The 20798-nt window shown below is 60.7% G+C and carries 22 protein-coding genes and 1 pseudogene; 16 read left to right on the top strand and 7 right to left on the bottom strand.

Going from position 1 to position 20798, the window contains the following annotated elements; all coding sequences use genetic code 11:
- Nucleotides 1-2: 2 nt before the first annotated feature.
- From F6S08_RS02645 to F6S08_RS02630, 4 genes are all read left to right on the top strand, one after another.
- Nucleotides 3-770: a molecular chaperone gene (locus F6S08_RS02645; protein WP_098480519.1), complete on the top strand. Its 768-nt coding sequence runs from the start codon at nucleotides 3-5 to the stop codon at nucleotides 768-770.
- A 158-nt stretch (nucleotides 771-928) separates the two neighbouring features.
- Entirely contained in the window at nucleotides 929-3514 is a 2586-nt protein-coding gene (locus F6S08_RS02640; protein WP_083244881.1) for a fimbria/pilus outer membrane usher protein, read from the top strand.
- A 70-nt stretch (nucleotides 3515-3584) separates the two neighbouring features.
- The gene (locus F6S08_RS02635; protein WP_315871313.1) at nucleotides 3585-4520 is read left to right on the top strand and encodes a fimbrial protein; all 936 of its coding nucleotides are present in this window, start codon (nucleotides 3585-3587) and stop codon (nucleotides 4518-4520) included.
- A gap of 18 nt (nucleotides 4521-4538) precedes the next feature.
- The gene (locus F6S08_RS02630; RefSeq protein WP_065925722.1) at nucleotides 4539-5060 is read left to right on the top strand and encodes a fimbrial protein; all 522 of its coding nucleotides are present in this window, start codon (nucleotides 4539-4541) and stop codon (nucleotides 5058-5060) included.
- Between the two features lie 70 nt (nucleotides 5061-5130).
- Here F6S08_RS02630 and F6S08_RS02625 read toward each other — a convergent pair whose 3' ends face one another.
- The 3 genes from F6S08_RS02625 to F6S08_RS02615 form a co-directional block, all read right to left on the bottom strand.
- The gene (locus F6S08_RS02625) at nucleotides 5131-6111 is read right to left on the bottom strand and encodes a phasin family protein (protein WP_065946663.1); all 981 of its coding nucleotides are present in this window, start codon (nucleotides 6109-6111) and stop codon (nucleotides 5131-5133) included.
- A gap of 12 nt (nucleotides 6112-6123) precedes the next feature.
- Entirely contained in the window at nucleotides 6124-6546 is a 423-nt protein-coding gene (locus tag F6S08_RS02620) for a phasin family protein (RefSeq protein WP_027605028.1), read from the bottom strand.
- A 105-nt stretch (nucleotides 6547-6651) separates the two neighbouring features.
- Entirely contained in the window at nucleotides 6652-6927 is a 276-nt protein-coding gene (locus F6S08_RS02615; protein ID WP_027605029.1) for a polyhydroxyalkanoic acid system family protein, read from the bottom strand.
- 144 nt (nucleotides 6928-7071) lie between these two features.
- Here F6S08_RS02615 and ubiE point away from each other — a divergent pair, with 144 nt between their 5' ends.
- From ubiE to F6S08_RS02560, 12 genes and pseudogenes are all read left to right on the top strand, one after another.
- Nucleotides 7072-7842, top strand: coding sequence for a bifunctional demethylmenaquinone methyltransferase/2-methoxy-6-polyprenyl-1,4-benzoquinol methylase UbiE (gene ubiE, locus F6S08_RS02610; protein WP_003171186.1), 771 nt, complete (start codon nucleotides 7072-7074; stop codon nucleotides 7840-7842).
- Nucleotides 7842-8465: an SCP2 domain-containing protein gene (locus F6S08_RS02605; RefSeq protein ID WP_065925724.1), complete on the top strand. Its 624-nt coding sequence runs from the start codon at nucleotides 7842-7844 to the stop codon at nucleotides 8463-8465. Before ubiE ends, F6S08_RS02605 begins: the two co-directional genes overlap by 1 nt.
- Complete coding sequence (gene ubiB, locus F6S08_RS02600) at nucleotides 8462-10066, top strand: ubiquinone biosynthesis regulatory protein kinase UbiB (RefSeq protein ID WP_065925725.1); 1605 nt, start codon at nucleotides 8462-8464, stop codon at nucleotides 10064-10066. The genes F6S08_RS02605 and ubiB overlap by 4 nt, the downstream gene beginning before the upstream one ends.
- Before the next feature lie 41 nt (nucleotides 10067-10107).
- The gene (gene hisI, locus F6S08_RS02595) at nucleotides 10108-10500 is read left to right on the top strand and encodes a phosphoribosyl-AMP cyclohydrolase (RefSeq protein ID WP_065946664.1); all 393 of its coding nucleotides are present in this window, start codon (nucleotides 10108-10110) and stop codon (nucleotides 10498-10500) included.
- Nucleotides 10501-10502: 2 nt separating this feature from the next.
- Entirely contained in the window at nucleotides 10503-10835 is a 333-nt protein-coding gene (locus F6S08_RS02590; RefSeq protein WP_027605032.1) for a phosphoribosyl-ATP diphosphatase, read from the top strand.
- A gap of 26 nt (nucleotides 10836-10861) precedes the next feature.
- Nucleotides 10862-11140, top strand: coding sequence for a twin-arginine translocase TatA/TatE family subunit (locus F6S08_RS02585; protein ID WP_315871243.1), 279 nt, complete (start codon nucleotides 10862-10864; stop codon nucleotides 11138-11140).
- A gap of 10 nt (nucleotides 11141-11150) precedes the next feature.
- Nucleotides 11151-11561, top strand: coding sequence for a Sec-independent protein translocase protein TatB (gene tatB / locus F6S08_RS02580; protein WP_065946665.1), 411 nt, complete (start codon nucleotides 11151-11153; stop codon nucleotides 11559-11561).
- A complete protein-coding gene (gene tatC, locus F6S08_RS02575) occupies nucleotides 11558-12349 on the top strand; it encodes a twin-arginine translocase subunit TatC (protein WP_027605034.1) in 792 nt (263 codons plus the stop codon). The genes tatB and tatC overlap by 4 nt, the downstream gene beginning before the upstream one ends.
- On the top strand, nucleotides 12346-13053 hold the full coding sequence (locus tag F6S08_RS02570; protein ID WP_065946666.1) for a 16S rRNA (uracil(1498)-N(3))-methyltransferase: 708 nt from the start codon (nucleotides 12346-12348) through the stop codon (nucleotides 13051-13053). Before tatC ends, F6S08_RS02570 begins: the two co-directional genes overlap by 4 nt.
- Before the next feature lie 127 nt (nucleotides 13054-13180).
- Nucleotides 13181-14242: pseudogene (locus tag F6S08_RS31320) on the top strand (methyl-accepting chemotaxis protein); the annotation flags it as partial.
- On the top strand, nucleotides 14225-15097 hold the full coding sequence (locus F6S08_RS31315) for a methyl-accepting chemotaxis protein (RefSeq protein ID WP_407693626.1): 873 nt from the start codon (nucleotides 14225-14227) through the stop codon (nucleotides 15095-15097). The pseudogene F6S08_RS31320 and the gene F6S08_RS31315, both read left to right, overlap by 18 nt.
- A 165-nt stretch (nucleotides 15098-15262) precedes the next feature.
- Nucleotides 15263-17170 (top strand): methyl-accepting chemotaxis protein, encoded by a 1908-nt coding sequence (locus tag F6S08_RS02560; protein ID WP_065925729.1) that lies wholly within the window; start codon nucleotides 15263-15265, stop codon nucleotides 17168-17170.
- A 12-nt stretch (nucleotides 17171-17182) separates the two neighbouring features.
- On the opposite strand, the gene F6S08_RS02555 is transcribed toward F6S08_RS02560, so the two are convergent.
- The 4 genes from F6S08_RS02555 to F6S08_RS02540 form a co-directional block, all read right to left on the bottom strand.
- Nucleotides 17183-17917 (bottom strand): amino acid ABC transporter ATP-binding protein, encoded by a 735-nt coding sequence (locus F6S08_RS02555; RefSeq protein WP_027605038.1) that lies wholly within the window; start codon nucleotides 17915-17917, stop codon nucleotides 17183-17185.
- Nucleotides 17910-18869 (bottom strand): amino acid ABC transporter permease, encoded by a 960-nt coding sequence (locus F6S08_RS02550; protein WP_065925730.1) that lies wholly within the window; start codon nucleotides 18867-18869, stop codon nucleotides 17910-17912. Before F6S08_RS02550 ends, F6S08_RS02555 begins: the two co-directional genes overlap by 8 nt.
- A 94-nt stretch (nucleotides 18870-18963) precedes the next feature.
- Nucleotides 18964-19761 carry a transporter substrate-binding domain-containing protein gene (locus tag F6S08_RS02545; RefSeq protein ID WP_065925731.1) on the bottom strand — a complete coding sequence of 266 codons (798 nt, stop codon included), beginning with the start codon at nucleotides 19759-19761 and terminating at the stop codon, nucleotides 18964-18966.
- A gap of 210 nt (nucleotides 19762-19971) precedes the next feature.
- A complete protein-coding gene (locus tag F6S08_RS02540) occupies nucleotides 19972-20781 on the bottom strand; it encodes a transporter substrate-binding domain-containing protein (RefSeq protein WP_027605041.1) in 810 nt (269 codons plus the stop codon).
- Between the last annotated feature and the right edge of the window lie 17 nt (nucleotides 20782-20798).

Below are 20798 nucleotides of genomic sequence, written 5' to 3'. Positions count from 1 at the left end.
GCATGAACGCGACTTTGATCTCACATTGGCTAACCAGACTCAGCCTGTTGACGCTTGCACTGATCTGTCCCGTCATGGCGCAGGCAAGCGTTGTGATCAGCAGCACACGGATCATCTATCCGCAACAGGACAAGGAAGTCACAGTAAGGCTGGAAAGCAAGAATCAGGTACCCGTCCTGATGCAGGCATGGCTGGACAAGGGTGACGAGCACTCCACCCCGGACGCCGGCGGAATCCCCTTTGTCGTTACGCCGCCGATCTTTCGTATCGAGCCAGGCCGGCAACACGTCGTGCGCTTGGCATACACCGGCGAAACGCTGCCGTCTGCGCAGGAAAGCCTGTACTGGTTCAACTTACTCGAAGTGCCTTCGCAGGCCGAAGATGCCGCCCAGGGTAACCAGTTGCAACTTGCCTTCCGCTCCAGGATCAAGGTGTTTCTCCGACCGCCCAGCCTGCCCTTTGCGGCCGAAGCCGCGCCGGCCAAATTGCAGTGGCGCAGCGTAACCACCGAGCACGGCCCGTCACTGGAGGTCTATAACCCGACCCCCTATTACGTGAATTTCGACAAGATCGAAGTGGTCGCGAAGGGGCAGCGCCATGCGCGCAAATCCGCCGCATCGAGCGGCGACAATATGGTGGCGCCCGATAGCCGCAACCACTTCCAGATTGCAGGGCTTGCGTCGTTGCGTACGGCCGAGATGACCGTGGAGTTCCAGACGCTCGACGACTTCGGGCTCACGATCCAGCACAGCGCCAAGGTGTCGCCATGATCGCCCCACCCTGAGTTCATCAGGGTCCAGTCCCTGCCTCTCGAGGTTGATTGACCCGCCGCAGCACAAATCAAACACGTCCGTTCAGTACTTGTTCGTCAGGACAGGGCCGCGCTTTGTCGCAATTCGGACCACAACTTTCCCCGGGAACGGTATCCATGAGTTCGAAAACACCGGCCAGACCCGAAAACGGGTTTATATCGCCTTTCAGGTTGACGCTTGTAGCTCAAGGTCTATTGCTGTTGGGTGGCGCCCACACTGCAGCGGCCCAAGACGCCACGCATTCTGTATTCAACCCGGCCTTTTTTCCCGGCGGGGCAGCGGGCTTGCAGGTCGACATTTCAAAGTTCAACCAAGGCAACGTCGTGCTACCCGGCAGCTACCGTGCGGAGGTTTATCTCAACGGCCAATGGATAGGCAGAGAGACGCTATCGTTCAAGGCCATGGACGGACAAGACACTGCGCAGATGTGCCTTGAGCGTGACGCGCTCTTCAGGTTCGGCATCGACATGGAGGCGGTCGACAGGCAATCGACCGACGCCGTATTTTCCGCATGCGCCGATATTGCCAGCTACCTGCCAGGCGCCAGCAGCCGGTTCGATTCTGGTGAAAATCGCCTTGACCTGCAGATCCCGCAGATTTACCTCGCACGCAAGGCTCGGGGCTATATCGATCCCAAACACTGGGACAGTGGCATCGACGCAGCCTTCGTGCGTTACAACGCCAACACCTTTGCCACCCAAACCAGGCATCAGTCGCTCAACTCCAACTACCTGGGCCTGAACACCGGGCTCAACCTGGGCGACTGGCATTGGCGCCACAACGGCAGCTACAGCCAATCATCGGTGGGCTCTGGCTACCAGAGCAGCAGCACCTACGTTCAGCGTGAAATGAGCTCGCTGCAGTCTCAATTGATGGTCGGCGAAATCTACACGCCGGGCGAGCTGTTCGACAGCGTCCGCCTGCGGGGTGCGAGCCTGTTCAGTGATGACCGGATGCTGCCTGATTCCCAGACCGGTTTTGCCCCCGTGGTGCGCGGCGTTGCCGAGACCAACGCGCGGGTTACCGTGCGCCAGCGCGGGGTACTGCTGGATGAGGTGTCGGTGGCGCCCGGGCCGTTTGTACTCAATGATTTATTCCCTACCGGATATGGCGGCGACCTGACCGTCACGATCACCGAGGCGGATGGCCGTCAGCGGGAGTTCATCGTCCCCTTTGCGGCCAACGCCAACCTCCTGCGACCCGGCCACCACCGCTATTCGCTGAGCATCGGCCAGCTCGATGAACTTGGCCTTCGGCACCCTCCCACACTGATGCAGGCGACCTACCAGCATGGCCTCAGCAATCTACTGACCGGCTATACCGGCGCGGTGGTGGGCCAAGACTACAATTCACAATTATTGGGAACGGCACTCAACACGCCATTGGGTGCGGTGTCGTTTGACTTGACCCACTCCAATGCCCATGTACCTGGGCACGGTTCGCGGGAGGGACAAAGCCTGCAACTGCGCTACAGCAAGAATTTCGCAGACACCGGCACTCACTTCGCATTGGGGGCCTACCGCTATTCCACTGAAGGGTTCCTGAGCGTAGGCGATGCCGCACGGATTCGCGACCTTGCCATCGACGGACTCAGCCTCGACAGCGTCTCGCGCCTGCGCGACAGAATGGACATAAGCCTCAACCAGAGCCTGGGCAACGGCTCGGTTTACCTGACCGGTTCTTCGCAAAACTATTGGAACCGCACAAGTGGCAACCTGACCTTTACCGCGGGATACAGCGGCACCTGGAAGGGCCTTCACTATACCGTCAGTGCACAGCGCACCCGTGACCTGTTGAGCGACCGAGTCGACAAGCAGGTGGATCTGACCTTGAGCCTGCCCCTGGGCAGCGGCGCGCGTTCGCCGACCCTGACCACCACGGTCTATCACGGCGACCAAAACAGTGGCGAGCGCGTGAACGTCGGCGGCAGCCTTGGCGAACGCAGCGAATTCAGCTATGGCCTTGGTGCCAGTCGAACCCGAGGCAGTGGTAACGCCGCGAGTGCCGATATGAAATACCAGGCCAGTCATGGCGTGCTGTCTGCCGGTTACGGGCAGAGCAGCGACTACCGCTCGGTATCGCTGGGGATGACCGGCGGCATCGTTGCCCACGCCGGCGGCGTGACCTTCGCTCCGGAGCTGGGCGACACCATCGGCATCGTCCAGGCGCCCGACGCCCAGGGTGCGCGGATCAACGGTAACCACAGCGCGCAAGTCGGTAACAGCGGCTACGCCGTGGTACCCCACCTTACCCCGTATCGCCAGAACGTCGTGGAGCTGGACCCGAAGGATCTTTCGGTCGATGTGGAACTCAAGACCGCCGCCCAGAACGTAGCGCCCCGTGCCGGTTCGGTGGTGAAGCTTAAGTTCGAGACGGTCAGCGGCCAGGCCATGTTGATCACGGCACTGCGCGAGGATGGCAGCTCCTTGCCGTTTGGTGCGGATGTGTTTGATGAGGACGGCGCGAGCGTCGGGGTGGTCGGGCAGGGTGGTCAAGCCTTTGTTCGAGTGTCTCGTACACAGGGACCATTGACGATCAAGTGGGGCCCCCATGCCGGCGCCGCATGCCAGTTGCATTACGACTTGGGCGCACAGTCGAACATTGCCGGCACCCAACGGTTGCTTAATCTCGACGCGGGCACCTGCCGGCTCGATACAGCACAGCACATGCCACCGTCGAGCGAGCGCAATGCAAGCAGTTGATCCGGCGCAGGCAAGCACGCCCAGTGCACTGCTTGCCTGCAACCGCCCTATTTCTTTTGCGGGACTGAAGATGAAACGCGCCATACAACTCATGTCAACAGTGCTGGTCCTTGGCTCGCCGATTGCGGCTCAAGCGGCGTGTGACAGGTATCAGAACGACACATTCACACTCACCCTTCCGTCCACAATCGTCGTACCGGACAGCCTCCCAGTGGAGTCTGAAATTGTCATTAAGGAATTCACTGGTACGGCACCCAATTACACCATGAATTGCGGCCACACTTTAGGAACGATCACCGGGCGCTACAGCGCAAGGTCTCACGTAAAGTACTACGAGACCGAAGTTCCTGGTGTGGGTGTACACATGCGCATCCGACATTCCGGCGCGCTTTACCCTTTCTTTGCCATGCAGAGCCGACAAAACACCTTCAGTGGCCCCGTCACCAGCTTTATGGCCGCGGAATTAAGGTTCTATAAATCCGGACCTGTGACAGACGGGACAGTGCCTGCCGGAAACATTTGGGTGAAGAGACTGGATAACCGTCCAGAGAGGTTCACCCTGAGGCTCGGCAACGCAGTGCGCTTTGTCAGGCCCGCCGCCACCTGCGACCTGGCGACCGGCGACGTCAACCGCACGATCTCGCTCGACCCGGTGCAAGTCGGCGCATTCAATAACGCAACGACCGCAGGCCCACGCAACTTCGAGTTAACCGCAAACTGCACCAACGCTTCCAACGTGACCTTCCGCTTTTCCGGTACCCCCGCACCTGGCAATGATCGGCTCTTCGCCAATACGGGCACTGCCGGTGGCGTCGCCCTGTGGCTGTATTCACGCATTGGCGGTGGTATCCAGAACATCCTCGCCAACGGCACCGAAAACACCCGCACGGTGCCGGTCTCCGGGGGGCGCGCGGTGCTGCCGCTGGGTGCGGCGTATCACAAGAACGGCACGGTCAGCCAAGGCAGGCTCGAAACGACCGCGACCGTCAACATCACCTATAACTAAAAACCTGAGGAGTATGTAATGAGGATTCGAGCCCTGCCCCTGCTGCTGGCTATCACCGCGAGCCTGGCCGCCACTGCGGTCCAGGCCGCAACCACGGGCACCTTGCGCTTTACCGGCCAGGTCAATGCCGGCACCTGCAACCTGGCCGCCGGTGATGTGACCCGCACCATCACCCTGCCCTCGATCAAAGTATCGGATTTTGATTCATCCGAAGAAGTGGGTACGACAAATTTCGACATTACCGCCGAGTGCGAATCGGACATTCAAAATGTGTTCTTTCTGTTCGCGGGCACTCCGTCCAGCGGCAACGGCGCATTGTTCGCCAACACCGGAACCTCAGCCGGGACGGCGCTCTCGCTTTCCCACCGAAACGTCGCTGACATTCCCGCCAATGGTTCTGTCGCCCAGCGCACCCGCCAGATCGCCACAAGCGGCGCAAGAGCGTTGTTACCGATGAATGCGTCGTACCGGAAAACCGGCTCCGCGATTACCGCAGGTACCCTGGACAGCACTGTCACCGTTTCCATCACTTATAATTGATGGGGTAACCGCGCACAAAAAAAATGCCCAGCTTTTGCAGGCCGGGCATTTTTTGCGCGTCCCGGAAAAATCAGGACTGACTGGTTGGCGTCGGGGTGACCGGCGTTGCAGTCGGGGTGGCGGCAGGCGTGGGTGCCGACACCGAGTTGGCCGCCGAAGCAGCCGGTGCCGTGGTTGCCGGCTTGGCGGCAACAGCAGGCTTAGGCGCTGCCGTTTTTTTCGCTGCAGCTGGCTTTTTCGCCGCAGCAGGTTTGGCGGCTGGCTTGGCCACCGGTTTCGCGGCGGCGGGCTTGGCTGCAGGTTTAGCAGCGGCAGGCTTGGCCGCGGGTTTGGCGGCTGCGGTTTTGGCTGCGGGCTTAGCGGCCGGTTTTGCGGCGGCCTTGGCTGCTGGCTTGGCCGCAGGTTTGGCAGTTGCTTTCGCAGCCACGGGTTTAGCTGTGGTCTTGGCAGCCGGTTTGGCCGCTGCGGTTTTGGCAGCCGGTTTAGCGACTGCTTTTACAGCTGCCTTGGCCGCGGGTTTTGCAGCTGGCTTGGCGGCAGCTTTCACCAGAGGTTTGGCAGCCGTTTTAGCCGCTGGTTTGGCAGCGGCCGTTTTTGCAGCAGGCTTGGCAGCCGGCTTAGCTGCAGCCGCTTTCACAGGAGCCACTTTGGCACCGGTGAGTTTTTCGATCTGCTTGGTCAGGGTATCGACCTTGCCGTGCAATGCCTTCAATTCAGCTTTACTCGGCACACCCAGGCGCGAAATAGCACTGTTGAGGCGCTTGTCCAGCGCCCCTTCGAGTTCGCCCCAAGTACCCAATACCTGTTTCTTCGCATCGCTGATGCGCGAACCGGCAGTCGCTTTAGCAGCGCCTACTTGTTTACCGACTGCGCTCTTGGTCAACTTCTCGGCCTTCTCGCCGTCTTTAACCAAGGTCTCGAAGAGTTTGCTGCCGTCACTGTCGATCTTCGAGTAAACGCCTAAACCAGCCAGCCAGATCTTGCGGGAGTATTCTTCAACTTTCCCGACCCACGAGCTGCCTTCTTTCTGAGTAGTCTTTTTAACAGCCATCCCGATGTCTCCTTAGTGTTTACGCGCGACACGTTCGAGCAATGCCGTCAGCTCTTCGAGCTTAGCAGAGAGTGTCTCCACGTCATGTTTAGACGCAATGCCAATTCGATTCAAGGCACTGGCAACGCGAGTATCAAAAGCTTTTTCAACTTTATCCAGCTGAACTTCTACCAGACCTTTGACCGCGGAGACATTACTCTTTACTTGATCAATCTGACTGTTGGCCGCATCAAGTTGTTCCACTGCAACTTTTTTGCCTTTACTTTCAACATGTTGACCGGTTTTAACCAGCTCTTTGAAGTAGTCGCCGCCCTCGCTGCCGACCTTCGCGTAGGCACCAAGACCCGCCAACCAGATCTTGCGGGCATAGGTTTTAACGTCACTCAACGCGCCGGTCTGAGCATCGATTTTTTTCTTCAGGATAACTTTGGCCATGGTGCACCTCACGCAGAAAAGGGGGGAGGAACGGCCCGCAGGAGTTGAGGACCTGGGCACAAAGTAGGCTGGAAAATTAGAATCGGCACCCTAAGTACTCGCGGATCAGGCCAAGGCTTTATCCAGGGCTTTCTCGATTTCGGACTTGATGGTGCCACTCATGGCCGACATCAACAGGCCCAGTTCCACATCAATGCGCAGCGAATCATCCGCCACCAACACGGTGCCTTTAACCCCCGAACGCTTGAGGTTCAAGGTATCGCCGGACCACGAGGGCTCCAGGCCATATTGCTCCTGGAGTTTATGCGCCAACTTCTCGGCCTTTGCGCGTGCCCCTTCTTTACCCAGGGAATGCGCACGCTCAACGGTTATACGGGCCATTGCAATGACTCCTCTTTATAGGGATTTGAATACCTTGAATGCGGCAAAAGGTCTCGGTGCCTGCCTATCTTACCTGCAGCCTTGCCAAGACAAAGCAGGCCTTGGGGATTATCATGTCCCGCATTCTCTTTTGGTGACAGCGATATGACTGATCAGCGCAAAGGCAGCGATGCCGAACCCACCACTCACTTCGGCTTCAAGAACGTCCCGGAAAGCCAGAAAGCGGAAAAAGTCGCTGAGGTGTTCCACTCCGTAGCGGCCAAGTACGACCTGATGAACGACGTGCTCTCCGGCGGCATGCACCGCTTGTGGAAGCGCTTCACCATCGAGCTGTCGGGTGTACGCACCGGCAACCGCGTGCTGGACATCGCCGGCGGCACGGGCGACCTGGCGGCCAAGTTTTCCAAGCTCGTCGGCCCTACCGGCCAGGTGGTGCTGGCGGACATCAACGGCTCGATGCTCAAGGTCGGCCGTGATCGCCTGCTCGACAAAGGCGTGGCCGGCAATATCGAATTCGTCCAGGCCGACGCTGAAAAGCTGCCGTTCCCCGACAACCATTTCGACTGCGTGACTATCGCCTTCGGCCTGCGCAACGTGACCCACAAGGAAGACGCGATCCGCTCGATGCTGCGCGTCCTCAAGCCGGGCGGTCGCCTGTTGGTACTGGAGTTCTCCAAGCCGACCAACGCGCTGATGTCCAAGGTCTACGACACCTACTCCTTCGCCTTCATGCCGTTGATGGGCAAGCTGATCACCAATGACGCCGAAAGCTACCGCTACCTGGCCGAATCGATCCGCATGCACCCCGACCAGGAAACCCTGAAGTCGATGATGGTAGAAGCCGGTTTCGACCGCGTGACCTACCACAACATGACTTCGGGCATTGTCGCCCTGCACCGTGGCATCAAGCCCTGATGCTGCTCAAAGGCCTTCTCGCCAGCGTCGAACACGGTATCAACCGTGTACTGCGCCTGGACAGCACCGCCCTGGCACGGCTCGCGCACTTGAACGGCAAGGTCATCGCCGTGGACTGCACCAGCCCCGCCCTGCAGCTGTTTATCCTGCCCAGCGATGAAGGCCTGCTGCTCGCCACTCAATGGGCTGCCGAAGCCGACTGCACCCTGCGTGCACCGGCCTCCAGCCTGTTGCACCTAACGCTGAGCCGCAACAAGACCGCCATCCTCCACGGCCCCGAAGTGCACCTGGAAGGCGACAGCGCGGTCCTGATGGACCTGGCCGCCGTACTGCAGGACCTGGAACTGGACTGGGAATACGAGCTGTCCCGCTGGATCGGCCCCGTCGCCACCCAGTTGATCAGCGGGCACCTGCGCAGTCGCACGCGCTGGTACCAGCAGGGGTTCGCCAGCCTCAACCAGAACCTTGCCGAATACCTGAGCGAAGAATCGCGCACCCTGGTCGGAGAACGCGAAGCGCAAGCGCGCTTTCGTGAGCTCGACAAGGCCAAAATCGACCTGGAACGCCTCGAGGCCCGCTTCGAGCGCCTGAGCCGTTCCCTTGATCCAAGCGATAACGCATGAAGCTGCTCGCCGTCCGCCGTTTGTTTCGTATCCAGCGCGTCGTAATCCGCTACCGCCTCGATGACCTGCTGTTCGCCCTGCCCCTGCCGTGGTTCCTGCTGGCAGTGCGCTATGTGCTGCCGTGGCGCTGGTTCCCGCGCAAACAGCTGGAACTAAGCCGGGGCGCGCGCCTGCGCCTGGCCTTGCAGGACCTGGGGCCGATCTTTATCAAATTCGGGCAGATCCTCTCCACGCGCCGCGACCTGCTGCCCGAAGACATCGCCGACGAACTGATGCTGCTGCAGGATCGCGTGCCGCCGTTCGATTCCCAGCAGTCGATGAAGCTGATCGAAGAGCAACTGGGCAAGAAGATCAGCGAGGTGTTCAGCCGCTTCGACGTCGAACCGCTGGCCTCGGCCTCGGTGGCGCAAGTGCACGCCGCACAGTTGAAGAGCGGCGAAGAAGTGGTGGTGAAGGTGATCCGTCCGGGCCTCAAGCCGATCATCGGCCAGGACCTGGCGTGGCTGTTTATCCTGGCCCGCGCCGCCGAACGTTTCTCTGCCGATGCGCGCCTGCTGCACCCGGTGGACGTGGTCGCCGACTACGAGAAAACCATCTACGACGAACTCGACCTGCTGCGCGAAGCAGCCAACGCCAGCCAGCTCAAGCGCAACTTCGAAGGTTCGCCGTTGCTGTACGTGCCGCAGGTGTATTGGGACTGGTGCCGCCCGAAAGTGCTGGTGATGGAGCGCATCTACGGCGTGCAGGTCACCGACCTCGCCACCCTGGCCGACCAGCGCACCGACATGAAGATGCTCGCCGAGCGCGGCGTGGAGATCTTCTTCACCCAGGTGTTCCGCGACAGTTTCTTCCACGCCGACATGCACCCCGGCAATATCTTCGTCAGCACCGTCAATCCGTGGAGCCCGCAGTACATTGCGATCGACTGCGGCATCGTCGGCAGCCTGACCCCGGAAGACCAGGACTACCTGGCGCGCAACCTGTTCGCCTTCTTCAAGCGTGACTACCGCCGCGTGGCGCAGCTGCACATCGATTCGGGCTGGGTGCCGGCGGAAACCAAGCTCAATGAATTCGAAGCGGCGATCCGCACCGTGTGCGAGCCGATCTTTGAAAAGCCACTGAAAGATATCTCCTTCGGCCAGGTGCTGATGCGACTGTTCCAGACCGCGCGGCGCTTCAATATGGAAGTGCAGCCGCAGTTGGTGTTGCTGCAAAAGACCTTGCTCAATATCGAAGGCCTGGGCCGCCAGCTGTACCCGGACCTTGACCTGTGGAACACCGCGCAGCCTTTCCTGGAACGCTGGATGCGCGAGCGCATGAGCCCCAAGACCATGCTGGGCAACTTGCATAGCCAGATGGAACAACTGCCCCACCTGGCCAACATGACCCGCGACCTACTGGAGCGCATGTCCCAGCCCCACGCCAAAGACCCGGAACCGCCATGGCGCAAGCGCAAGGACGATTGGTTCCTGCGCCTGCTGGGCGCCGCGCACCTGGTGGGCGGGGCAATGCTGGCCATTGGCGGACCGCTGAACCAACTGGGCCACTGGCCGGCCGGCATCATGGTCGCCGTGGGTGTTTATCTGATCGTGCGTCGATAGCCCATCCGGTTATACACTGTCGCAAATTGCCGGAGCCGAAGATGAAAGACTGGCTGGACGAGATCAAGTGGGACAGTGACGGCCTGGTGCCGGCCATTGCCCAGGACTACAAGACCGGGCGCGTGCTGATGATGGCCTGGATGAACCGCGAGGCCCTGAGCCTCACCGCCACTGAGCAGCGCGCCATTTACTGGTCACGTTCCCGTGGCAAACTGTGGCGCAAGGGCGAAGAGTCCGGGCACGTGCAGACCCTGCACGAGATGCGCATCGACTGCGACGCCGACGTGGTGATCCTCAAGGTCGAGCAGATCGGCGACATCGCCTGCCACACCGGCCGCCACAGCTGCTTCTATCGCGTGTTCGAGAACGGCGAATGGAAGGTTGTAGAGCCGGTGCTCAAAGACCCGCACGCCATCTACTCGCCAGGACACTGAACATGAGCGATACCCTCAACCGTGTGGCCCAGGTGCTGGAGGACCGCAAAGGTGCGGACGCCGACAGCTCCTACGTCGCCAGCCTGTACCACAAGGGCCTGAACAAGATTCTGGAAAAACTCGGCGAAGAGTCCATCGAGACCATCATCGCCGCCAAGGACGCGCAAATCAGCGGCGATTGCAGCGATGTCATCTATGAGACCGCCGACTTGTGGTTCCATAGCCTGGTCATGCTCGCCCAACTGGGGCAGCATCCACAGGCCGTGCTGGATGAACTGGACCGTCGCTTCGGCTTGTCCGGGCACGCCGAAAAGGCCTCGCGCCCGTCCGCTTGAATAACTTTTACTAGAGGATTTGCAGCATGGGCATTTTTGACTGGAAACACTGGATCGTCATCCTGGTGGTAGTGGTACTGGTATTCGGCACCAAGAAACTCAAAAATCTCGGCACCGACGTGGGCGAGTCGATCAAGGGCTTCCGTAAAGCCATGAACGACGATGAGAAGCCTGCCGACCCGGCCGCCAACCCGGTGCCACCGGCCCAGCCTGTACACCCCCAGGCCACCCAGCCGATCACCGAGCGTCGTACCTTCGACGTGCAGGCTGAAAAAGTCGAAGAGACGACCCGCAAAGACTCGTGAGCACTGACTAATGTTTGGTATCAGCTTCTCTGAACTGCTGCTCGTCGGCCTGGTTGCCTTGCTGGTACTGGGGCCGGAACGCCTGCCCGGTGCCGCGCGCACGGCCGGCCTGTGGATCGGGCGCCTGAAACGCAGTTTCAACGCCATCAAACAGGAAGTTGAACGGGAAATCGGCGCCGACGAGATCCGTCGCCAACTGCACAACGAACATATTCTGTCGCTGGAGCAGGAAGCCCGGAAGATCCTGTCGCCGGTGCAGGAGCCCGCCAAACCGGTGGAGCCTGGGGCCGAGCACAGCATCGCGCCTGCGGTGGATACCCCACCCGCCGCCCCGACCCCGACCGCTCCAACCGAGCCTGCGCCGACGCCCGCTGCGTCGCCCGCGCCCCATGACCCTACATTGCCGCCGCGAGCCCCATGAGCGCTGATAAACCGGAAAACGACCAGCATATGCCGCTGGTCTCGCACCTGACCGAGCTGCGGACCCGCCTGCTGCGTTGCGTGGCCGCGATCTTCGTGATCTTTGCCGGGCTGTTCGCCTTTACCCAGCAGATCTACACCTTCGTCTCCACGCCACTGCGCCAGTACCTGCCGGCCGGCGCGACGATGATTGCCACCGATGTGTCATCGCCCTTCCTGACGCCGTTGAAGCTGACGATGATGGTCTCGCTGTTCCTGGCGATCCCGGTGATCCTGCACCAGATCTGGGGCTTTATCGCACCGGGCCTGTACAAGCATGAGAAGCGCATCGCCGTGCCCTTGCTGGTATCGAGCATCCTGCTGTTCTACACCGGCATGGCCTTCGCCTACTTCCTGGTGTTCCCGTTGATCTTCAAGTTCTTCGCCGCCGCCACCCCGGCCGGCGTGGAGATGATGACCGACATCACCAGCTACCTTGACTTCGTCATGACGCTGTTCTTCGCCTTTGGCGTCGCCTTCGAAATCCCGGTGGCCGTGGTGTTGCTGGTGTGGATCGGCGTGGTCAACGTGCAGTACCTGAAGAAGATCCGCCCGTACGTGATCATCGGCTGCTTCGTGGTCGGCATGATCCTCACGCCGCCGGACATCTTCTCCCAGACCCTGCTGGCCGTGCCGATGTGGATGCTGTTCGAGATCGGCATCCTGTTCAGCGGCCTGATCAGCAAGCGTGGCGATCACCCGGATGACCAACCCGCCGACGACGACCAGCCGCCAGCGACCCAGCCGTGAACCTGCTGCTGCTGTTCGATGCCGACTTTATCGCGGCCGACCGGGTGATCCTGCGTGATCGGCGCCTGGTGCATATGCAGGAAGTCCACCGTGCCGCCGTAGGCGACAGCCTGCGGGTCGGGCGCCTTGGCGGGTTGATGGGCAACGCGCAATTGCTGCGCCTGGAAGCCCGCGAAGCCGAACTGCAAGTGAGCTTCGACCAACCACCGCCGGTCAAACTGCCCCTGACCCTGCTGCTGGCCCTGCCACGTCCGAAGATGCTGCGCCGGGTCCTGCAAACCGTGGCGGCCATGGGCGTGCCGAAAGTGGTGCTGGTCAACAGCTACCGGGTGGAAAAAAGCTTCTGGCAGACCCCCTTCCTGGAGCCCGAGGCCATTCGCGAACAACTGATCCTCGGCCTGGAACAGGCGCGGGACACGGTACTGCCGCAAATCGTTATCGAAAAGCGCTTCAAGCCCTTCGTCGAAGACCGCCTGCCGGCCATGACCGCAGGCACCCTTGGCCTGATTGGCCATCCAGGCGACTACCCAGCCTGCCCCCGTGGGCTGGATGAACCGGTCACCCTGGCCATAGGCCCGGAAGGTGGCTGGATCCCCTATGAGGTGGACCTGCTGGCCAAGGCCGGCTTGCAGCCGGTGCAATTGGGCGCCCGCATCCTGCGCGTCGAAACGGCCGTCACCGCCCTGCTCGCCCGCCTTTTCTAACCACACCGCATAACCCTGTGGGAGGGGGCTTGCTCCCCCCCACAGGGGACAGCGTCGCTACAGAATTCCGTATGCAAGCCGATAACCCGTGAATAAGTCCAAGCTTTGTTCCAGGGGAGTTCGCAGCATGTATCGTTGGTTAGCCGAAAAACTGGGAAATGTCAGCGTCAAAACCAAGCTGGCGGTGGGCTTTGGCCTGGTATTGCTGTTGACACTGATGATCACCTTCACCGGCTGGAGCGGCCTGGGCGACGTGATCAGCCGTGGTGACAAGCTGGGTTACATCTCCAGCCTCAACGGCTTGACCAAAGACCTGCGCCTGGCACGCCTCGACTACGAGATGCGCCGTGGCGAACAAGGCCCGACCGCCGTCAGCGAGCTGCTGAACAAGCTGGACACTGGCCTGAAGACCGCACGCAGCCTGATCGAACAACCCACGGATGCCGCCCTGGTCGATGAGCAATTGGCCGCCGTGGACCAGTACAAGCGCGCGTTCAACGATATGGTGCAGGCAGGCACCAACCGCGAAAATGCCCGCAGCAAGCTGGGCGATACCGCCGATAATGCGGTACTCAAGGTCAGCGAAGTGGAGAAATCCCTGCTGCAAGGCGACAGTGTCACGCTGTTCAACAGCGTGGTGGACCTGAGCAAACTGATCCAGCAAGCGCGCTTCCAAGTACGGGGCTACACCTACAGCGGCAAGGTCGAGGCCGAGCAGCCCGCGCTGGATGCCATCGACAACGCGCTGAAAAAAATCACCAGCCTCACCAGCCAAATACCTGATCAGTATTCAGCCAACCTGCAACAGGCCAGCGTCTCACTGCAAGCCTACCGCGCCGCCGTCAGCCAATACCGCGACTCTCAAGTGGCCAGCGCAGCGGCACTCAAGACCATGTCTGCCCAGGGCGATATCCTGCTGGGCCACAGTGACAAACTGACGGTTTCCCAGACCGCGGTACGCGATGCGGATGCCGCGCAAGCCAAATACTTGCTGCTAATGGCCACCGTGCTGGCGCTGATCTTCGGCCTGGTTGCCGCCTGGGCCATCACCCGCCAGATCATCCTCCCCCTGAACCAGACCCTGCAGGTCGCCGAGCGTGTCGCGTCGGGCGACCTGAGCCACAACCTCACCTCCTTGCGCCAGGATGAGCTGGGCCAATTGCAACGCGCCATGCAAAGCATGACCATGGGCCTGCGCGAGTTGATCGGCGGCATCAGTGAAGGGGTCACCCAGATCGCCAGCGCTGCCGAGCAACTGTCGGCCGTGACCGAACAGACCAGCGCCGGGGTCAACAGCCAGAAAGTCGAGACCGACCAGGTGGCCACCGCCATGAATGAAATGGCCGCTACCGTGCAGGAAGTGGCGCGCAATGCCGAGGAAGCCTCGGAAGCCGCGCTGGCCGCCGACCAGCAGGCCCGTGAAGGCGACAAAGTGGTCGGCGAAGCGATCGCCCAGATCGAACGCCTCGCCACTGAAGTCGGCAACTCCACGGTCGCCATGGCCGATCTGAAGCGCGAAAGCGACAAGATCGGCAGCGTGCTCGATGTGATCAAGTCCGTGGCCCAGCAAACCAACCTGCTGGCCCTCAACGCAGCCATTGAAGCGGCACGGGCCGGTGAGGCCGGACGCGGTTTCGCGGTGGTGGCCGATGAAGTACGCAGCCTGGCCCAGCGCACCCAGAAGTCCACCGAAGAGATCGAAGAGCTGATCGTCGGCCTGCAAAGCGGCACCCAGCAGGTGGCGAACATCATGGACAACAGCCGTGGCCTCACCGACAGCAGTGTCGAGTTGACGCGCCGCGCCGGCAGCGCCTTGGAGAACATCACACGCACGGTCTCGACCATCCAGGCGATGAACTCCCAGATCGCCACCGCCGCCGAGCAGCAAAGCGCCGTGGCGGAAGAGATCAATCGCAGTGTGTTGAACGTGCGTGATATCTCCGAGCAGACCGCTTCGGCCAGTGAAGAGACTGCCGCATCGAGTACCGAACTGGCGCGCCTGGGCACCCATCTCCAGGCGCTGGTCGGCCGCTTCCGGGTCTGACCCCTTCCCCGCGTGGCGACCCGCCCTGGGTCGCCGCCTGCAATCTGTGAAATTTCCTACGCGTTTATCAGCCCCACCTCTGCGCCGAGAGAACTAGCGTTCAATTCAGCTCAATGTGCCTGCGCATGTTGAGAACGCCCACTGTTCACTTGTCGGAGGTTGATCATGCTTCGTCGAATGACTTACCTGTTGGGTGACGCCAGTGTCACTCTCAAACTGGCCCTGGGCTTCTCCCTGGTCCTGGCATTGAGCCTTGTGATTGCCGTGACTGGCTGGCAGGCGCTGGCCGCGTCCCTTTACCGCTCGCAAACCCTGACCGTGCTCGCGCAACTGGCCGTGACGGGTGAAGAACTGCGGGCCGACAGAATCGTCTACCGAACCCTGGACGATACCAACAGCCTCAACAAATTGAGCGTGAGCATAGAAAAAATCGACGGATTCCTGAGCGAGCTTTCCAACCGGCTCAAAGTCCCCAAATCCATTCAATACCTGCAGGAGATGACCCGCCTCTCCGCAACGTTCAAAACCACGCTCAAGGAGGTGCCTGCCCTGGTCGAGAAACGTGAGAGTGCCCGTGAACAACTGAAGCAGAGCTCCGTACGCACCGGTGACGTGCTGGCACAACTGGCCAGCGACTTACCCGACCAGGAGGATGAAAAAGCCCTCGATGCCATCGAAAACCTGCGCCAGGCCATAGAGCAGGCGGAGGATCGCGCCCAAACCCCTGCCTGGGCCGCCAGCTCGCTGGATGCCTACGCCCAGGCCGTCAGCGACGCCGAGCGTAACCTCGAACTCGCCCAGGCTGGCGTAGCAAAATTGCCGGTCGACAGCGGCGCCCTGAAAAATACCGTGCTCAGTATCCGCACCCACCTCACACGCCTCAAGGACACGCAACTCACAACCGAAGGCGCGCAAAATCAATTGGAACAGCAGCTGGACCAACTGCTCGCCCAGAGCGATCTCTTGAGCCAGGACCAGACTCAACGACGCGAACGCGAAGCCGAACAAGCCCGCACCCAAACCCTTGGTACGACCGCTGCAGCCTTGCTCCTCGGAGCCCTGGCGGCCTGGCTGATTGCCGGGCAAATCGTGAAACCGCTGCGCAAAGCGCTGTCCGCCGCCAATCGCATTGCGCAAGGCGACCTGAGCCATGACGTGCAATCCCGACGGCGTGACGAGTTGGGTCAACTGCAACGCAGCATGAGCCAAATGACGCTGAACCTGCGGGGGCTGATTGGCAACATCAGCGACAACGCGCGGCAAATTGCCAGCGCCGCCGAGGAGCTCTCCACCGTGACCGAACAAACTCGCGCAGGGGTGAATAATCAGCGCGATGAAACCGAGCAGGTCGCCGCCGCCATGAACCAGATGCTCGCCACCGCCCAGGAGGTTGCGCGCCACGCCGAGCAGGCGTCCCTCGCCGCCGGACAGGCCAATCAACAGACTGAGCTGGGCGATCAGGTGGTGACGGATGTCGTGGCGCAAATCGAGCACCTTGCCCATGAAATGGCGCGCGCAGGCCAGGCCATGATTGGGCTGCAACGGGAAAGCCAGAAAATCAGCAGCGTGCTGGATGTGATCAAGTCCGTGTCACAGCAGACCAACCTGCTGGCGCTCAACGCTGCGATAGAAGCCGCACGGGCCGGCGAGGCCGGTCAAGGCTTCGCGGTGGTCGCCGATGAGGTGCGCGGTCTCGCCCAACGGACCCAGCAGTCCGCCGAGGAAATCGAAGAGCTGATTGGCGGCCTGCACAGCGGAACCCAACAAGTGGCCGACATCATGGATTACAGCCGCACCCTGACCGACAACAGCGTCGGCCTGGCCCGCAACGCCGGGGACTCCCTGACGGAGATAGCCCGCACGGTGTCGGTCATCCAGGAAATGAACCCGCAGATCGCCGCTGCCGCCGAGGAGCAAAGTGCGGTGGCCGAAGAGATCAATCGCAGCGTATTGAAAGTACGCGACGCCTCGGAGCAAACCGCCGCCGCCAGTGAACAGACGGCAGCGGCCAGTATCGAACTGGCGCGGTTGGGAACGGATTTGCAGCAATGCGTGGGGCGGTTCAAGGTATGAACGCCCCGCGCCCTATAGCACCTGGCGCAGGAACGCCTGGGCACGCGGGTCTTTGGGCGCCGCGAAGAACTCGGCCGGGGCCGCATCTTCCAGCAACTTGCCATGATCGAAGAACAGCACCCGGTCCGCCACTTCACGGGCAAAACCCATTTCGTGAGTGACGCAGACCATGGTCATGCCTTCCAGGGCCAGGGTCTTCATCACGTCCAGCACCTCGCCGACCATTTCCGGGTCGAGGGCCGAGGTGGGCTCGTCGAACAGCATCACCTTGGGCTCCATCGCCAACGCCCGGGCAATCGCCACGCGCTGTTGCTGGCCACCGGAAAGCCGCGACGGGAACTCGTTGGCTTTCTGCGCAATGCCGACCTTTTCCAGCAGCGCCAGGGCCTTGGCTTCGCGCTCTTTCTTACCGCGCTTGCGCACGACTTTTTGCGCCAGGCACAGGTTTTCCAGCACGGTCATGTGGGGGAACAGGTTGAAGTGCTGGAACACCATGCCGACTTCACGGCGATAGGCATTCACATCGGTTTTCGGGTCGGCCAGTTGCAGGCCATCGATGCTCACCGAGCCGGAATCGAACTCTTCCAGGCCATTGAGGCAACGCAGGAACGTGGACTTGCCGGAGCCGGACGGGCCGATCACCACCAACACTTCGCCCTTGGCCACCTGGGTGGTCACATGGTCCACCGCGCGCACCACATGCCCGCGGGTATCGAAGACTTTTACCAGATCGCGGACTTCAATCACTTTGGGCGAGCCTCCGCTCAAGCCGGCTGGCCATTTTCGACAGCGGCAGGTTGATCAGCAGGTACAACCCTGCGACGCAGAACAGGATTTCAAACGGCGAGAACGAGGTGGTGATCACTTCGCGACCGCTTTTGAGCAGCTCGGTAATCGCGATCACCGAGACCAGCGAGGTGTCTTTCACCAGGCTGATAAATTGCCCGGCCAGCGGCGGCAACACGCGCTTGAAGGCCTGCGGCAGCACCACATGACGCATCGACTGGCTGGCGCTCAGGCCCAGGGAGCGAGCCGCCTCGTTCTGGCCACGGGTGATGGACTGCACCCCCGCGCGGACGATTTCCGCCACATAGGCGCCGGTGAACAACGACAGGGCGGCGATCCCGGCGAATTCCCGGGACAGGTTGAGCACCGTGCCGATAAAAAAGTAGAAAATGAAGATCTGCACCAACAGTGGCGTACCACGCACCAGCTCGACGTAGATCGTCGACAGATCGCGCAGGGTCGGGTTATTGGACAGTCGGCACAACCCGGTTGCAAGACCGATCGCCAGGCCGAGAATCCCGGATACCACCGACAGCCACAACGTGGTCCACAGCCCCCACATCAAGGGGCCCAACGCCCAATGGCGGTTAACCCCGATGACATCGCCTTCGGCCACATCATCGCCGCGCGCCACTTGCAGGCTGTTGTCGGCCACGCTCACGCGTTGTTCGACGCCGGCATCGTTGCGCAGGGTGACTTCGGCCACATCGCCCTTGCGGACCAGCTCCACGACAGTGGAGATGTCCGCAGCGCGCTGGGACTCTTCGGCCTGGTAAGCGAAGTATTGCGGGACCCGGTTCCAGCGCCATTCGTAGGACATCAGCGAGGTAGCGTAGTACAAGGCGCCAGCCAGGCCGACCAGCACGACGACGGTCAGCAGGTGCCAGGGCCATTGGGCTTTTTTCTGTTTCATCTACTCAGCATCCAAAAAATTCGAGGCCCGCACACTTGAGGTGGCAAGCCCGCTCCCCACATCAAGCCCTCTCACAACAGAAAACAGTCCCGCTTTATTCCATGTCCTTGAGCCACTCGGAGCTCTTGAACCACTTGTCATGGATGCGATCGTAGGTGCCGTCGTTCTTGATCTGGTGCAGGAAATTGTTGATGAAGTTGATGCTGTCGTAGTCACCCTTCTTCAGGCCGAACGCCAGGGGTTCAAAGGTGAAGGGTTCTTCGAGGAACACCAGCTTGCCGTTACCGACTTTTTTCTCGGCGACCACGTTGTATGGCGCGTCATACACAAAGGCATCGGCCTTGCCGTTGACCACGTCCAGCACACCTTCCTGCTCGTTGTCATAGCCGTGGTACTTGGCCTTGGAGATCAGCTTCTTGGCGACCATCTCACCGGTGGTGCCGAGCTTGGAGGTCAGGCGGTACTTCTCGTCGTTCAGGTCTTTGTAGGACTTGATGGTGCCTTCCAGCTCCTTGCGGATCAGCAGGGTCTGGCCAACCACAATGAAGGGTTCGCTGAAGTTCAGGCGCAGGTTGCGTTCCTGAGTCAGGGTCATGCCGCTGCCGATCATGTCGAACTTGCCGGTGAGGAACGCCGGGATGATGCCGTCATAGCCGGTGGACACCAGCTCCAGCTTGACACCCATGGACTTGGCCATGGCCTTGAGGATATCGACCTCGAACCCAATGATTTCGCCGCGTTTGTCGGTCATTTCGAACGGCATGTAGGTCGGGTCCATGCCGACTTTCAGCGTGCCGCGCTTGACCGCATCATCGATGGCACCGGCCTGGGCGGCATTGGCCGCAACCAGCGCGGCGACGCCGAGCAGCAGCATCGAAAGATACTTTTTCATCATCAAGTCCCCTGAACGATTCTTATACGGTCGGCGCGCAAAAGGGCTGCACCAATTCGGGGTGCGATCCTAACCCACTCATTGCCTGTCACAAAGGTTTCACGGGTATTTGTTATCTGCGTATGTCGGAAAAGTCCCACAACAACGCAGCCAACTGCTGGGATAGACGCTTGCGTTGGTAGCGCTGGCAACGGATTGATGTGTAAGAAGTTATGACTTCCAGTCGACCTCTACCAGCCAGTCCATGTCCTTGAACCACTTGTCGTGCAAGCGATCGTAGGTCCCGTCCTGGGCGACTTGATTGAGGAAATGGTTGATCCAGTTGAGGCTGTCAAAATCGCCTTTCTTCACGCCAAACGCCAAGGGTTCAAAGGTGAACGGCTGTTCAAGCGCCAGCAGCTCGCGGTTTTCCGGCAAGCTCAGGGCGATCAGGTTGTAGGGCGCATCGTAAATAAAGGCATCGGCGGCACCGTTCACCACTTGGCGCACAGCTTCCCGGGGCGTTGCAAAACTGCTCAAGCGCGCCGCCCCCAGGAAGCGTTGCGCCGCCGCCTCGCCAGTGGTGCCCTGGACGGTGGTGACACGGTAAGTGGCGTCGTCCAGGTCTTCGACACTGGCGACCTTGTCCTTCAGGCTGGGGTGCAGCAACACGGTTTGCCCCACCACGATAAAGGAGTCGCTGAAATTCAGCTTCAGGTTGCGCTCCTGGGTGACGGTCATGCCGCTGCCGATCAGGTCGAACTTTTTCGCCTGTAGCCCAGGCAGCAACTCGGTATAGGGCACGCTGACCAATTCAAGCTCAACGCCCAGGGCCTGGCTCATCACCTTGAGCAGGTCGATTTCAAAGCCAACGATACGGCCCTCTTTATCGGTCATTTCAAAGGGGACATAGGTGGGCGTAGTACCCACTTTCAACACACCACGCCGAACCGCATCGTCGATGGCACCGGCCTGCACCAGACCAGCGTGAATCAATGCAATAACGCCGATCAGCAATGCCGAACAATACCTTTTGATCATGAATCCCCCTGTGACCG

This window comes from Pseudomonas sp. JV449 (assembly GCF_032424295.1).
GTDB classification, from domain to species: domain Bacteria; phylum Pseudomonadota; class Gammaproteobacteria; order Pseudomonadales; family Pseudomonadaceae; genus Aquipseudomonas; species Aquipseudomonas marginalis.
The sequence above is the reverse complement of the archived record's forward strand: the minus strand, read 5'-3'. Positions and strand labels throughout refer to the sequence as shown.

What these genes read in the sequence shown, in the direction of transcription:
- F6S08_RS02540 (WP_027605041.1), bottom strand. Translation starts at nt 20,781, where the DNA reads ATGATCAAAAGGTATTGTTCGGCATTGCTGATCGGCGTTATTGCATTG.
- F6S08_RS02615 (WP_027605029.1), bottom strand. Translation starts at nt 6,927, where the DNA reads ATGGCCCGTATAACCGTTGAGCGTGCGCATTCCCTGGGTAAAGAAGGG.
- hisI (WP_065946664.1), top strand. Translation starts at nt 10,108, where the DNA reads ATGAAAGACTGGCTGGACGAGATCAAGTGGGACAGTGACGGCCTGGTG.
- F6S08_RS02630 (WP_065925722.1), top strand. Translation starts at nt 4,539, where the DNA reads ATGAGGATTCGAGCCCTGCCCCTGCTGCTGGCTATCACCGCGAGCCTG.
- F6S08_RS02625 (WP_065946663.1), bottom strand. Translation starts at nt 6,111, where the DNA reads ATGGCTGTTAAAAAGACTACTCAGAAAGAAGGCAGCTCGTGGGTCGGG.
- F6S08_RS02545 (WP_065925731.1), bottom strand. Translation starts at nt 19,761, where the DNA reads ATGAAAAAGTATCTTTCGATGCTGCTGCTCGGCGTCGCCGCGCTGGTT.
- F6S08_RS02640 (WP_083244881.1), top strand. Translation starts at nt 929, where the DNA reads ATGAGTTCGAAAACACCGGCCAGACCCGAAAACGGGTTTATATCGCCT.
- tatC (WP_027605034.1), top strand. Translation starts at nt 11,558, where the DNA reads ATGAGCGCTGATAAACCGGAAAACGACCAGCATATGCCGCTGGTCTCG.
- F6S08_RS02585 (WP_315871243.1), top strand. Translation starts at nt 10,862, where the DNA reads ATGGGCATTTTTGACTGGAAACACTGGATCGTCATCCTGGTGGTAGTG.
- ubiE (WP_003171186.1), top strand. Translation starts at nt 7,072, where the DNA reads ATGACTGATCAGCGCAAAGGCAGCGATGCCGAACCCACCACTCACTTC.
- F6S08_RS02605 (WP_065925724.1), top strand. Translation starts at nt 7,842, where the DNA reads ATGCTGCTCAAAGGCCTTCTCGCCAGCGTCGAACACGGTATCAACCGT.
- ubiB (WP_065925725.1), top strand. Translation starts at nt 8,462, where the DNA reads ATGAAGCTGCTCGCCGTCCGCCGTTTGTTTCGTATCCAGCGCGTCGTA.
- F6S08_RS02590 (WP_027605032.1), top strand. Translation starts at nt 10,503, where the DNA reads ATGAGCGATACCCTCAACCGTGTGGCCCAGGTGCTGGAGGACCGCAAA.
- F6S08_RS31315 (WP_407693626.1), top strand. Translation starts at nt 14,225, where the DNA reads ATGCAAAGCATGACCATGGGCCTGCGCGAGTTGATCGGCGGCATCAGT.
- F6S08_RS02550 (WP_065925730.1), bottom strand. Translation starts at nt 18,869, where the DNA reads ATGAAACAGAAAAAAGCCCAATGGCCCTGGCACCTGCTGACCGTCGTC.
- F6S08_RS02560 (WP_065925729.1), top strand. Translation starts at nt 15,263, where the DNA reads ATGCTTCGTCGAATGACTTACCTGTTGGGTGACGCCAGTGTCACTCTC.
- F6S08_RS02620 (WP_027605028.1), bottom strand. Translation starts at nt 6,546, where the DNA reads ATGGCCAAAGTTATCCTGAAGAAAAAAATCGATGCTCAGACCGGCGCG.
- F6S08_RS02635 (WP_315871313.1), top strand. Translation starts at nt 3,585, where the DNA reads ATGAAACGCGCCATACAACTCATGTCAACAGTGCTGGTCCTTGGCTCG.
- F6S08_RS02645 (WP_098480519.1), top strand. Translation starts at nt 3, where the DNA reads ATGAACGCGACTTTGATCTCACATTGGCTAACCAGACTCAGCCTGTTG.
- tatB (WP_065946665.1), top strand. Translation starts at nt 11,151, where the DNA reads ATGTTTGGTATCAGCTTCTCTGAACTGCTGCTCGTCGGCCTGGTTGCC.